This is a genomic window from Beijerinckia sp. L45 (genome assembly GCF_009765775.1).
Taxonomy (GTDB): Bacteria; Pseudomonadota; Alphaproteobacteria; order Rhizobiales; family Beijerinckiaceae; genus RH-AL1.
In genome coordinates, this window is sequence record NZ_LMUU01000100.1 from 35,186 (window position 1) to 47,424 (window position 12,239).

General features: G+C 61.8%; 12 protein-coding genes. 8 read left to right on the top strand and 4 right to left on the bottom strand.

From position 1 onward, the window contains the following. Both GSQ79_RS10595 and GSQ79_RS10600 read left to right on the top strand, forming a co-directional pair. Positions 1-1,293, top strand: a 1,293-nt coding sequence (locus GSQ79_RS10595) for an SLC13 family permease (RefSeq protein WP_210253055.1), incomplete at its 5' end; no start/stop codon positions are given. A 10-nt stretch (positions 1,294-1,303) separates the two neighbouring features. Continuing rightward, positions 1,304-1,720: a RidA family protein gene (locus GSQ79_RS10600; protein WP_158808689.1), complete on the top strand. Its 417-nt coding sequence runs from the start codon at positions 1,304-1,306 to the stop codon at positions 1,718-1,720. 65 nt (positions 1,721-1,785) lie between these two features. Here GSQ79_RS10600 and GSQ79_RS10605 read toward each other — a convergent pair whose 3' ends face one another. Together GSQ79_RS10605 and GSQ79_RS10610 are read right to left on the bottom strand one after the other, a co-directional pair. Then, complete coding sequence (locus GSQ79_RS10605) at positions 1,786-2,535, bottom strand: LysR family transcriptional regulator substrate-binding protein (RefSeq protein ID WP_158808690.1); 750 nt, start codon at positions 2,533-2,535, stop codon at positions 1,786-1,788. 84 nt (positions 2,536-2,619) lie between these two features. After that, positions 2,620-2,787 carry a LysR family transcriptional regulator gene (locus GSQ79_RS10610; RefSeq protein ID WP_158808691.1) on the bottom strand — a complete coding sequence of 56 codons (168 nt, stop codon included), beginning with the start codon at positions 2,785-2,787 and terminating at the stop codon, positions 2,620-2,622. 296 nt (positions 2,788-3,083) lie between these two features. On the opposite strand from GSQ79_RS10610, the gene GSQ79_RS10615 reads away from it, so the two are divergent. The 5 genes from GSQ79_RS10615 to GSQ79_RS10635 all read left to right on the top strand — a co-directional run bounded on the left by GSQ79_RS10615 (position 3,084) and on the right by GSQ79_RS10635 (position 8,625). Continuing rightward, on the top strand, positions 3,084-3,467 hold the full coding sequence (locus tag GSQ79_RS10615; protein ID WP_158808692.1) for a VOC family protein: 384 nt from the start codon (positions 3,084-3,086) through the stop codon (positions 3,465-3,467). A 31-nt stretch (positions 3,468-3,498) separates the two neighbouring features. Then, a complete protein-coding gene (locus tag GSQ79_RS10620; protein ID WP_256379015.1) occupies positions 3,499-4,719 on the top strand; it encodes an NAD(P)/FAD-dependent oxidoreductase in 1,221 nt (406 codons plus the stop codon). 101 nt (positions 4,720-4,820) lie between these two features. Further along, entirely contained in the window at positions 4,821-6,053 is a 1,233-nt protein-coding gene (locus GSQ79_RS10625; protein WP_246725249.1) for an LVIVD repeat-containing protein, read from the top strand. 3 nt (positions 6,054-6,056) lie between these two features. Further along, positions 6,057-6,953, top strand: coding sequence for an alpha/beta hydrolase (locus tag GSQ79_RS10630; protein WP_158808695.1), 897 nt, complete (start codon positions 6,057-6,059; stop codon positions 6,951-6,953). Between the two features lie 292 nt (positions 6,954-7,245). After that, positions 7,246-8,625, top strand: coding sequence for an MFS transporter (locus GSQ79_RS10635; protein ID WP_210253056.1), 1,380 nt, complete (start codon positions 7,246-7,248; stop codon positions 8,623-8,625). Between the two features lie 742 nt (positions 8,626-9,367). Here GSQ79_RS10635 and GSQ79_RS10645 read toward each other — a convergent pair. Continuing rightward, complete coding sequence (locus GSQ79_RS10645; RefSeq protein WP_158808698.1) at positions 9,368-9,976, bottom strand: GNAT family N-acetyltransferase; 609 nt, start codon at positions 9,974-9,976, stop codon at positions 9,368-9,370. A gap of 122 nt (positions 9,977-10,098) precedes the next feature. Further along, positions 10,099-11,232: a 2'-deoxycytidine 5'-triphosphate deaminase gene (locus GSQ79_RS10650; RefSeq protein WP_158808699.1), complete on the bottom strand. Its 1,134-nt coding sequence runs from the start codon at positions 11,230-11,232 to the stop codon at positions 10,099-10,101. A 185-nt stretch (positions 11,233-11,417) separates the two neighbouring features. Here GSQ79_RS10650 and GSQ79_RS10655 point away from each other — a divergent pair. Then, on the top strand, positions 11,418-12,239 hold an 822-nt coding region (locus GSQ79_RS10655), incomplete at its 3' end, for an aminotransferase class V-fold PLP-dependent enzyme (RefSeq protein ID WP_158808700.1).

Consider the following 12,239-nt stretch of genomic DNA (forward strand, 5'->3'; position numbering starts at 1 on the left):
CGGATCGCGCTCGCCATTTCGATCTTCATGATCCTCGCCTGGATTACGGAGGTGATGGAGTATTCCGCCGCCGGAATGTTTGGCCTCACCCTGTTCTGGCTGTTCCACGTCGCCAAACCTGCCGTCATCTTCGGCGGTTTCATCAACGATGCGTCCTGGTTTTACCTTGGAGCGATGCTCGTGGGGGCCATGGCGTCAAAGTCGGGGCTGCCGCAGAGGATCGCCAACTTCGTCGTAACCAGGGTCGGCGTGACCTACTCGCGCCTTCTGCTTGGTCTCATCATCATCGACTTCCTGCTCACCTTCATCGTGCCGTCCGGCGCCGCTTGCGTCGTGATCATGGCCTCGATCGCGCTTGGGATCGTCAAGTTGTTCGATGTCGAGAAGGGCTCGAATATTGGAAAGGGCATGTTCCTCGTCATCACCTATACGACCAGCATCTTCAATAAGATGATTGTCGCAGGAACCGCCTCGATCGTCGCCAGGGCGCTGATCCAACACGACGGGAATGTCGACGTCTCGTGGGGGCTTTGGTTCGCGGCGTTTCTCCCTTGCGCCATCGGGACGATCCTTGCGTCTTGGTGGCTAACATTGAAGCTCTTTCCGCCGGAGGCCCAGACGCTCGAGGGCCAGGAGGCGCTTAAGCTTCATTTCGGCACGAAAGAGCTTTGGACTCCGTCCGCCCTCAAGGCCGCCGCACTTAGTGCGCTGGCGCTGGCGCTCTGGATGACGGATTGGCTCCATCACATCCCGGCGCCCATCGTCGCGCTTGGTGTCGGGCTGATCGCGCTGATGCCATTCGTCAACGTCCTCGACGAAAGCGATTTTCGCAAGATCAACCTGCTTCCGTTCTTCTTCGTCGGCGCGGCGCTCGGCATGGGCGAGGTGCTGAAAGCAACGGGCGGCCTAGACATCCTGACGAACGTCCTCATGGGTGGTCTTGGTCCGCTGCTGACGGGAAAGGTGACGTCGATCCTTCTGCTCTACTGGAGCGGGTTCCTCTACCATTTCGTCACGGCCAGCGAAGTGTCGATGCTCGCGACCTCCATGCCCGTCCTGATGGAATTTGCGAAGACACACCACATGGATCCAAGATGGGTGGGGATGATCTGGTCCTTCGCTTCCGGCGGCAAGCTGTTCGCCTACCAGTCAGCCGTCCTCGTGCTGGGGTATTCCTACGGCTTCTTCACGCCGAAGGATCTGCTCAAGGTTGGCGGTATCCTAACCCTTGTCGAATTCGTGCTGCTCTTCGCAAGCGTGCTTTTGTACTGGCCCTTCTTGGGCATCAGCTGAAAGGTTGGCTATGTCAGGTTCGATCGATTCCGAGAACCATCTTGTCCTCGACCGCGTGTATACGACGCGTGCCGCGAAACCAGCTGGTCACTACTCGCAGGGATGTAGCGATGGCCGCACACTCTACGTGTCGGGCCAGCTTTCTGTCGACCCTGACGGGACCCCACGGCCCGATCTTGATTTCGAACAGCAGGTGCGCACAGCATTGCGCAACGTCATAGCGATCGTCGAGGACGGCGGAAGCCGAATCGAGCTCATCTTGAAGATCAATGCCTACATTGTCGGCGTTGAGAACTGGACGATCTTCAACAGAGTATACCACGATGTGTTCGGCGAATGGCGCCCCGCGCGGTCCGTCGTGCCGGTGCCCGCGCTGCACTTCGGGTCACTGATCGAGCTAGATGCGGTGGCAGCGATCCCAGCCTGAGCCATCGCTTTCCGTGTCACCATGTCGGACGGCAAGCCAAGGGCGGCATCTGTCCATCTGACGCCTTAGATAACGTCGACGAGTTGCTCGTCCTGAGACGCCTCCTCGGCTAAGCAAAAGGCCGTCGGCAGGTCGTTCATGAACGCACCGATCCGAGGTTGCACCTGCTTCAGCAGGACCTGCCGACACACGTTGGCGATCTGAGCGGCAACATTGGGGATCTCACCCCGACGCGCGATCAGGGTGATCGTTCTGCTCAGGCCAGGCTTGGGAAACGGCCAGATCTCTATCGTCGAGGGATCGGACAGCGAATAGGCGAGCTGGGTCGGCGTAACGACCGACCATCCATGCCCCGCTGCCACGGCACTCACCAGATCGTCCGGCGATTCGAAAAGATATTTTGGCATGATCTCCAAGCGAAGCCGCCGGAAGTGCCGTTCGATCAACTGGCCCGATCGGGTGCGCGACGTGTAACGAAGGAACGGCATCTTCGTGGCAAGCGTTCGAAGATCCCGGCATGGAAGGTTCGTGCCGCGTGGCAGCACGAGCACGAAGCTCTCCTGCACCAGTTCGTGCCGCTCGATACTGTCATGCTCGTACAATCCATCCGAGGTGATCGCCGCGTCGACTTCGCGGCTAATGAGATCGTGCGTATGGTTGCGCGACGTCCCTCTCACGAACGACATCGTCTTGACGGAGATCTGCTGCCGCTCCATCGCCTTCAGGAGGGCCGGCACGAGTGGCACGGCTAGCGTCGAAAGCAGCGCGAGCCGCAGTTGCGGCAAGAGGGTCTGCGATGCCTCCCGCGTGCACATCCAAGTTTCTTTGGCATCCAAGACAAGGCGGGCGGCGCGCTGATGCAGCGTGATGCCCGCAGCCGTCAAGCGCAGCGGGCGGCTTTATCGATCGAATAAGGGGGTCCCGAGATCGGCTTCGAGAAGCTTGATCTGCTGCGAAATGGCGGATTGCGTGACGCCAAGGCGGCGCGACGCGTCCGTCATGCTTCCGGTCTCGGTGACCGATAGGAAAATTTCAAGAGACTTGAGAACGTCGAAAGCGGGGCCCATTAGTCCTCCTAATCAAGGCGCCTATCTGCGGGTCTCGATAAGCCATTTTAACACAAAACCACGGCGATCCGCAGCAAAAGCGACAGTTTCATCGCTGGTTGCCAGCGAGCATGCGTGATCGCGCATCGGCATCCCGCAGATCGGGCAATCGAAAGCCCGCAATTGAGCGAATTGCTCTGCAAGCGGCCGACATAAGCCAAACTACTCACGGGGCTTAGATGTTCTTCGTCTTCGCGATCGCCGTTGTTTCAGCGTCTGGCCGATGCTTGATGACATCGTCAATAACGGAGATCGAAATGTCTAAGCTACGTCATCTTGCAATCCTCGTCGCCGATCCGGAAGCAACCGCGACCTTCTTCGAGAAGGCCTTCGGCATGACCCGCGCCGGCACCGCCCGCCGTGGCATCTACATGTCTGATGGGGTCATGAACGTCGCGCTGCTCCGCGTCGATCCCGATAAGGAAAAGGTCGGGCTCTTTCATTACGGCATGTGGGTCGACGATCTCGATGAGGCCGAAAAGGTCCTTACTGAAGCTGGCGCCAGCTATCTCGGCGGTCGACCGGATTCGCCCAATTCGCACTATGAAGCGAAATTCCGCGACCCGAACGGCATCGTCTTCGACATCACCCACACCGGCTGGGCGGGCGCCGTCAAAGATCCGGCCGCGGCCACAAAGTAATCAAGCGACGGGGGCGTGGTGGGGAATGGTTATGATCAATAAGGCGAGACCGGTTATCGTCGTGGGAGCGGGTCCCGTGGGACTTTGCCTCGCGTTGGCGCTATCCCAGGCAGGTCTGCCTGTCGTTTTGATCGAAAGCGCGACGGATGCCGGATTCTTGGATCAGGTGCCGCGTGCGGGGACCAACCATCCGCCCACGCTAGAAATGTTCGATCGCATCGGGCTCTATGAGAAGATCGAGCCTCGCGGTCTGGTGGCTCCGGTTTTCCACTACTGGGACCGGGCCGACCAGCAGCTGGTCGCCGCGTTCGACCACATATCGCTGAAGGACGATACGAAGTTTCCCTACGTGCTCCAGTGCGAGCGCATCAAGATCGTGGAAGAGGCCATGAAAATGGCCAAGGTTGATCCGCTCATCGACGTTATGCTGGGCACGACGTTTCTCAGCTTTGAGCAAACCGCGGACGGCGTCGACGCAAAGATCGCGGCCGAGGACGGCACGCATCGTGTGATTGACGGCAGCTATATCGTCAGTGCCGAAGGCGCCCGCAGCGCGGTACGGCGGCAGCTTGGCATCGAGTTCGAGGGTTTCACCTATCCGGACCGAACCCTCAACATCGAGGTCGCTTACGACTTCAAAAAACACGGTTACGCCGACCGCAACTACATCTCGGATCCGGGCGAATGGTCGAACCTGTTTCATTGGGTAGGGCCGCCCGACATCTGGCGGGTCCATTTTCCGACCAAACCCGATGAAGATCCGGAAAAGCTGACATCGCCTGCGGAACTGCAGGGTCGCCTCAGGCGCTTCCTCGATATGGGATCCGACTTCGAGGTGCGCGGGTCGAACCTCTATACCGTGCATCAACGGGTCGCCGCGAAATTCCGCGCTGGCCGTGCGCTTCTCGTCGGCGATGCAGCGCATGTCAACAGCCCGATCGGCGGCATGGGGATGAACAGCGGCATCCACGACGCCTTCAACCTAGCAGACAAGCTCATCGCCATCGCGCGCGGCGAGGCCGACGAATCGGTTCTCGATCGCTACGAGCGCCAGCGCCGCCAAATTGCTATCGAACACACGCAGGCGCAGACCATGCGCAACAAGCGGATCCTGAATGAGACGGACCCCGTCATCCGCCGCAAGAACCACGACGAGTTGAAAAAGTCGGCTGAGGATCCGGTTCTCGCGCGGCAATTCATGTTACGCGCCTCGCTTATCAACAGCATCCGCGAGGCCGAGGCGATCCTCTGATCCCGCACCTGAAGAGACCGGACCAAACCATGTCGTCACCATATGCCAAAAACATCAGGCGGGTCGGTCATCTGGATATTCCCGGCGGTGGCCAACTCGTCGTGCGGGATGGGATCGCCTTCATTGGTCATATCGCACCCCCTTATGGCACCAGCATCGTTGATGTGCGCGACCCTAAGAACCCCAAGATCCTGTCTCAAATCATGCTGCCGGACATGTATTCGCACAGTCACAAAGTGCGCGTGACTGGCGACCTCATGATCGTCAACAGCGAGATGTACAACCGGCACTATCTTCGCAAAGGCCTAGAGATGGCGCAGACTATCGCAACACTCGAGGCTGCACTGGGTCGAGGGCCGACCGACGCGGAACTCGCCGCCACCCTCTCTGTGACGGAGGCCGAACTTCCGGGGCTGCGCGCCGTTGGCCAGCGTGGCTACCAGGATGGCGGCTTTCGCATCTTCGATATCTCCGATCTTACAAAGCCCCGTGAAATCGCGTTTCAGAAAACCGGCGGCATCGGCGTGCACCGTTTCGACTGCGACGACAGCTACGCCTACATTTCCAGCGAGATGCCTGGTTTTCAGGGCAACATTCTCGTCAATTACGACATCCGCGATCCCACTCGCATCGAGAATGTCTCGAAGTGGTGGATTCCCGGCCAGAACATCGCTGCGGGCGAGACGCCGACATGGAACGGCGTGCGCAAACGACTCCACCACGGCTTGCGGTCAGGAAACGAGATCTGGGCGGCGTGTTGGTACGGCGGGGCGTATGCAATCGACGTGTCGGATATTCGCGCGCCGAAGACGATTGCTCACCACGATTATCATCCGCCATTCCCAGAACCGACCCATACGATCATGCGCGTGCCGCACGCGATCGCCGGTCGGCAAATCGCGCTCTGCGTCGACGAGGAACATCCTCATGACGTCAGCCAGCCACACGCATTTCTCTGGATCCTCGATGTCTCCGATTACAAGAACATCAAGCCGATCTCGACCTTTCACGTCGTCAATCCAGATCTGCCATGGGCACGCGCCCATCTCGAACCGGATGGGAGCTATGGCCACGACGTCTATGGTCCGGGATCCCACCAGTTCCAGGAGCGGCTGCGCCGCGACAACATCCTCTATTGCACTTGGTTCACCGCGGGGCTGCGAGTCATCGACCTCAACGATCCCACAAAGCCAAAAGAGATTGGCCATTATGTTCCGGAGCCCGCCAAGGGCTACAGGGCGCCACAAAGTAACGATGTCGACGTGGACGACGCCGGCCTGATCTACCTGCTCGATCGCGACAACGGCTTCGACATTCTCGAAATGACGGTTTGATCCATGGTCTCGTCGAGCGAGATCGGATTCCCTGTCGGCAAGCCGTCCGTCTTGAAGCGCGACGTCGTCTACCGGCACGCAGATGGGCTCGCGCTGGAGGCAACCATCTACCAGCCCCATGACACGCCGGTGGCTGGCGTCGTCTCGATCCACGGCGGCCGATGGAGCGCGGAAAACCGCTGGACCAACGCGAGGATCGACCAAGCGTTGGCCGACGCGGGGATCGCCGTCATGGCGGTCGACTTCCGCTTGGCACCGTCTGCGCGCTATCCGGCCCCCGTCGCTGACATCAATGCCGCCATTCGCTGGTTCAAGGCGCATGCTGGTGATTTCGCTCTCGCTCCGGACGTGATCGGCGGCGTCGGCACGTCGAGCGGCGGCCACCAACTGCTCCTCAACGCATTATGCCCGGAGCGTACCGAATTCGCAGCGGGCGGCTATGAGGATGAAGCCTGTCGTGATGCTAGTGCCAGTCTGGCCTATGCGGTCGCCTGCTGGGGCGTGGTCGACCCGTTGACCCGCTATCGCTACGCGGTCGAACGTAACATGACACTCCACGTCGATTGCCATCATGCCTATTTCGCGGATGAACTCGCAATGGCTGCCGGCAACCCGCAGCGTATCGTGCAGGATGGGTCGTGGACGCATCTGCCGCCGCTCCTCCTGATCCAGGGCGAGGACGACACGACGGTCCTGCCCGAGATGACGGAGCTTTTCGCAAAGACCTATGCCGAAGCAGGCGGGGCGGTGCAGATGAAGGCCTACGCTGGCGAAGGCCATACCTTCATGACGAAGCGGCCGGACAGCAAGGCGACCTTGGACGCGTTGTCGACGATGATCGACTTCATTCGCATTCAAGCAAGTGGTCAACGTCAGGCGTTGGCCGACCTCAATTCCTAAATTGGAGAGATACCCAGCGATCACAGCTCGCAATGATGATCGATGTGTGCCGCTTACGTCCGCTTCGGTGACACGAAGGCACCGATCTGTAAGTCCCACTTGGGCGCAGTGCCGTCAGCTGCTTCCTGCATGTCGTGGCCGTAAAGCGGAATGGCCGTTCGGGTGCCGACGTTTCGAAAGCGGACATTGAACCGAAGGCAGCTAAGGATCTCATCGTGTTCTGGATGTAGTACGAAGGCCCGCCGTCCACTCGAACGGCTCGCTATCGCGTTTTCCTATGGTGCCCATTATGATGAACGATCGACCCGACGGCCTCGAAGGCGCCGCCCGCACCCGCGCCATGGCGGCGGTTGCGCTGTCGATCCTGCTTTCGGTGCTGGATTACGCGGTGGCGAACGTCGCGCTTCCGACGATCGCCCACGATCTCCACACGACACCCAGCGCCTCGATCTGGGTGGTCAACGCCTACCAGCTCGCGAGCCTGATCGCGTTGCTGCCCGTCGCCGCCTTGGGCGAGATCCTGGGGGCCGCCTACCTTTGTCGGATTGGGCTAACGGTGTTCATCGGCGCCTCGGCGCTCTGCGCTTTGTCCGATAGCCTGCCCGAACTCGCCGCAGCGCGCGTGCTGCAAGGGCTCGGGGGCGCGTGCATCATGGGCGTCAACCTGTCGCTGGTGCGCTTCATCTACCCGGCGTCGCAGCTGGGCCGCGGCGTGGCGTTGAACGGCCTGGTGATCGCGACCGGCGTTGCTTTGGGTCCGAGCGTCGCGTCGGCGGTGCTGTCGGTCGCCACGTGGCCGTTTCTGTTCTGGATCAATCTGCCGCTCGGGGCGGCCGCGCTGTGGCTCGCCTTCGGCAGCCTTCCCGAGACGCCGCGCGTAAATCGTCGGTTCGACGTGGCCAGCGCCCTTCTGCTCGCGTTCGCGTTGGGCCCACTGGTGGTCGGGCTCGACAGCCTGGCCCACGGGGCAGAGCTCAGCGGTGCGGCGGGATTCCTTTTAGTCGGCGTCGTGTGCGCCGTCCTGCTGGTCCGGCGCGAGCGGTCGCGGGCAAGTCCTCTGCTACCGGTCGACCTGCTCGTGCTCGGCCCCTTTCGCACCGCCTTCTCAGTCGGCTTCCTCGGCTTCATCGCGTCGAACTTCTTTATCGTGGCCATGCCGTTCTTCCTTGAGGCGGGGCTCGGCCGCAGCGCGGTGCAGACGGGGCTGTTGATGACGCCCTGGGCGACATGCGTGGCACTCGGCTCGTTCCTGGTCGGCCGGATCACCGACAGCGTACGGCCGGCCGTCATCTCAAGCGCGGGATTGTTGGTGACCGCGTTGGGGTTCCTTCTTCTCGCATCAATGTCTGCGCACCCGTCGAACTTCGGCATCTGCTCGCGGATCGGACTTGCAGGGTTCGGTTTCGGGCTGTTCCAACCACCGAACAACCGGGCGATCCTCCTGACCGCGCCGTTGACCCGGTCGGGTGCAGCGAGCGGAATGGTGTCGGCGGCACGCCTGTTTGGACAGACGATCGGGGCGATGCTGGTTGCGAGCGCCTTCGCGCTGCTGTCAAGCGGGCCTGCGCCGCGCGCCTGCATGGGGTTCGGCGCTGCGGTGGCGCTGGGGGGCGCGCTGCTGAGCGCAAGCCGGATGCTCGACCCAGCGGCGAGGCGGGCGCGGGCGGCGTAAGGCGAGTGCGCGGCCGCACTCGGATTCTATAGCATGGGTCAAATCATCGAGGCCGATTTGCGTATTCCAGCCACGCTAGGCCTGTCGCATCTGCCATAGCTGAATTTGCTGCTGCTCCCAGCGAAATAGCGACCGTCCTCCAGATCAGCGATCAGGCCGTGGTTGATCGATGTCCACCCAACTGCTCGCGCGTCAACGCGCTGGACGCAAGAGCATCCAGGCCGAGAAACATGGCAAGAAAGCCCGCCTCGCCCTTTTCCAGGGCAAGTGCGGAAGCGTGTGGTGCGTCGAATCGGTGAACCGCGGGCCACCGGTCGGTCATATTGCCGATGAACACCGATATGCCGCTGCCACGTGCGATGTCGATGGGCGGAGCATGAAGCCCTTGTCTCCATCGCCGTGGACGGATGATAGCAGACGGATGGCCGACGAACGCCGCGAGAGGCGAGTGAAAGGGTCGCCAATTCCGATGCTACCCGAGGCACGGAGACAGGCGGCGCGTCCTGTTCAGTCTCGAGGCGGCGCCCGGCGTGGCGAGAGCGATCACTTTGCAACGGGCCGCAGAACATGGCCTTCGTCAAACACGTCGCCATGAACCTCGTGCGCGCGCCAAACGACAAGCACAGCCTGAAAGTCCGGTGAAAACTCGCCAATTTCAACCCAGACTATATCGAAACACTCGTCAGGGCTCAAACCGCGTTAGCCCTGAGCGATTTCCGTACGGCGATCACACGGGAATTGCTCAGGAGGCGAAGCCGATCTTCTGCTTGGCGTTGTGGATGACCCGGCCCTGGTAGTCGATCAGCGCCGAGCCGAGATCGAGCGTGTTGTCGACGAACTCGTGCCACAGCGACCAGGCCGACGGCGGACGGGCTTCGAGGCGGCCGGTAACGTCGCTCATCTCGAATTTGAGGTCGGCTTCGAACTTCTTGGCAAGACGGAGCATGGCCTGGTTGTGGCGAAGACAGAAGATGCTGAGGGTGCCGATGCTGCGGTTGCGAGCCGCCAGCACGATGTGGGTCATCAGTTCCGCGCCGATGCCGCGCCGACGCCAGGGCGTCTCGACGCTGAACGCTGCTTCGGCGTCCTTGTGATAGGGCAGATCCTTGCTCGGAAACATGCGCAGTTCCGAGGCACCGCGGATCACGCCGTCTTCGAAATAACCGTAGGTGATCGAGCCGGGCGCGAAGCACAGGTCCGCGTAATTACCGAGGTATTCGTCTGAAACGTGAAGGCCGAAACGATTGTAGCGCGTGTCGGCGTCGAGCCGGACGAGATGGTCGCGAAACATGGCGAGGTCGGGCCGGTACAGGCGCCTGACGACATGGGTATGCGTAACACTCTCGGCCAAGACCGATGCTCCTGTAAAACTCCCCCATGTGATTCTTATATCTGCCGAACGTGCATATTGTGCAGCGCAGCACAAAATGCAACGCGCCCCCAGCCATGCATCGGAACCATAGGTTGGAAGGCTTAAAAGGCCCTGAAGTGTTTCGAGAGTTTTAGACCCTGCCCCTGGTAATTTGACACGCCGCTGGCGCCGTAGAGAAGCTTCGGGGCGGCCGCCATCTTCTCATAGACGAGGCGACCGATGACTTGGCCGTCCTCCAGGATGAACGGCACCTCGTGGCTGCGCACCTCGAGCACCGCACGGGCGCCGGGCTGCCCGTCGGGCCGCGAGCCGAAGCCGGGATCGAAGAAGCCTGCGTAATGCACCCGAAACTCGCCCATCGCCGGATCGATCGGCACCATTTCCGCCGCGAGGCCGGGCGGAATGTGCAGCCGCTCGTGCGACGCCAAAATATAGAACTCGCCGGGATCGAGGATCAGTCGGCCGTCGGGCCGGGCGTGGATCGGCTCCCAGAATTCGCGGGGATCGTAGGCGTCGACCCGATCCACATCGATCGGATCGGTATGCTTCTGCGCCTTGTAGCCGATGATCGCGCCGATCGACTCGGCTCCGAGCGCAACGCGCAGGATCAGGCCGCCGCGCACATCGAGGGCGCCGTCGACCAGCGGCATATGGCCGTGCGAGCGGGTCAGAGCGCGATCGTCGATCCCAGAGGATCCCGCCTCGTCCGCGCCATGACGGCGAAAGCGGATCTGGTTGAGTTTCGAGCCCTGGTGGACGCGGACGCTAAAACTGCGGGGCGAAACCTCGGCATAGAGACGGCCGCTGTAGCCGCGCGCCACGCGGTCGAACACGTCGCTGCCGTCGGTAATGAGCCGGGTAAAGATGTCGAGACGCCCCGTCGAGCTTTTCGGATTGGCGGCGGCCGAGAGCGACGCCGGGAGGTCGAGCGATTCCAGCAGCGGCACGACATAGACGCAGCCGCGCTCCAGCACCGCGCCGGCGCCAGTGAGATCCACGGTATCGGAGGCTTCGAGCCGCTCGGCGACAGTGTGGTTGCGCCCGGTCAGGAAACTGGCGCGCACGCGATAAGCCTTTGCACCAAGGCGAAGGTCGAGACTCGCCGGCTGGAGCTGGCTGTCCTCGATGGTGCCGTCGCTCCGGATCGCGCCGCTGGCGATCAGCGTCTCGATGTCTTCGCGTGGCAGCAGACCCGGCTGCGCCGACCCCGTTTCGATGTGTTCGCTCGCCGTCATGCCCAACTTCAAATTTTTTGGCGCGCGGTGCTGCGGATAATCCACGCCGCAGCGACCTCACACGGCCACAGTTTCACCCGATCGCGTTCCCTATAAAAAGAACAAGCCACGGGCCGAGACCTATGGCACATCACGAGGCGAGCGGCGAGAGCCAGCAACGCTTCAGGACCACGCGGGACTTCACGATGGCACAGACAGGCAAGGGCTTGCGCCCGGCGACCCAACTCGTTCACGGCGCGACGATGCGCTCGCAATTCGGCGAGATGTCCGAGGCGCTGTTTCTGACCCAGGGCTTCGCCTACGAGTCGATGGAGACGGCCGAAGAGCGCTTCAAGGGCACCAAGCCGGGCTTCATCTATGCCCGCTACTCCAATCCGACCGTCGCGATGTTCGAGGAGCGGATGTGCCTGCTCGAGGGCGCCGAGGCCGCCCGCGCCACCGCCAGCGGCATGGCCGCAGTGACGGCCGCTGTGATGGGCCAGGTCCGCGCTGGCGATCATGTCGTGGCCGCCAAGGCGCTGTTCGGCTCCTGTCTCTACATCATCGAGGACCTGCTGCCCCGCTTCGGCGTGGCGACGACACTCGTCGACGGCGGCGATCTCGACCAGTGGCGCGCCGCGATGCGGCCGAACACAAAAGTCTGCTTCTTCGAGTCGCCGACCAATCCGGCACTGGAGGTCTATGACATCGCCGGCATCGCCAAGATCGCCCATGCCGGCGGCGCGACGGTGGTGGTCGACAACGTCTTCGCCACGCCGATGTTTCAGCGGCCGCTCGAGCTCGGCGCGGACGTGGTGGTCTATTCCGCGACCAAGCACGTCGATGGCCACGGGCGCTGCCTCGGCGGCATCCTGCTGTGCAGCCAGGCGATGATGGACCTGCACTTCCAGAACTATCTGCGGCAGACCGGCCCGGCTTTGTCGCCATTCAACGCCTGGGTGATGCTGAAGTCGCTGGAAAGCCTGCCAGTGCGCGTGGCGCACCAGACCAAAAGCGCCGGCATCATT

Excerpts from the sequence above, each read along its gene's own strand:
- GSQ79_RS10600 (WP_158808689.1), top strand. The coding sequence starts at position 1,304 with ATGTCAGGTTCGATCGATTCCGAGAACCATCTTGTCCTCGACCGCGTG.
- GSQ79_RS10605 (WP_158808690.1), bottom strand. The coding sequence starts at position 2,535 with ATGTGCACGCGGGAGGCATCGCAGACCCTCTTGCCGCAACTGCGGCTC.
- GSQ79_RS10610 (WP_158808691.1), bottom strand. The coding sequence starts at position 2,787 with ATGGGCCCCGCTTTCGACGTTCTCAAGTCTCTTGAAATTTTCCTATCG.
- GSQ79_RS10615 (WP_158808692.1), top strand. The coding sequence starts at position 3,084 with ATGTCTAAGCTACGTCATCTTGCAATCCTCGTCGCCGATCCGGAAGCA.
- GSQ79_RS10620 (WP_256379015.1), top strand. The coding sequence starts at position 3,499 with ATGATCAATAAGGCGAGACCGGTTATCGTCGTGGGAGCGGGTCCCGTG.
- GSQ79_RS10630 (WP_158808695.1), top strand. The coding sequence starts at position 6,057 with ATGGTCTCGTCGAGCGAGATCGGATTCCCTGTCGGCAAGCCGTCCGTC.
- GSQ79_RS10635 (WP_210253056.1), top strand. The coding sequence starts at position 7,246 with ATGAACGATCGACCCGACGGCCTCGAAGGCGCCGCCCGCACCCGCGCC.
- GSQ79_RS10650 (WP_158808699.1), bottom strand. The coding sequence starts at position 11,232 with ATGACGGCGAGCGAACACATCGAAACGGGGTCGGCGCAGCCGGGTCTG.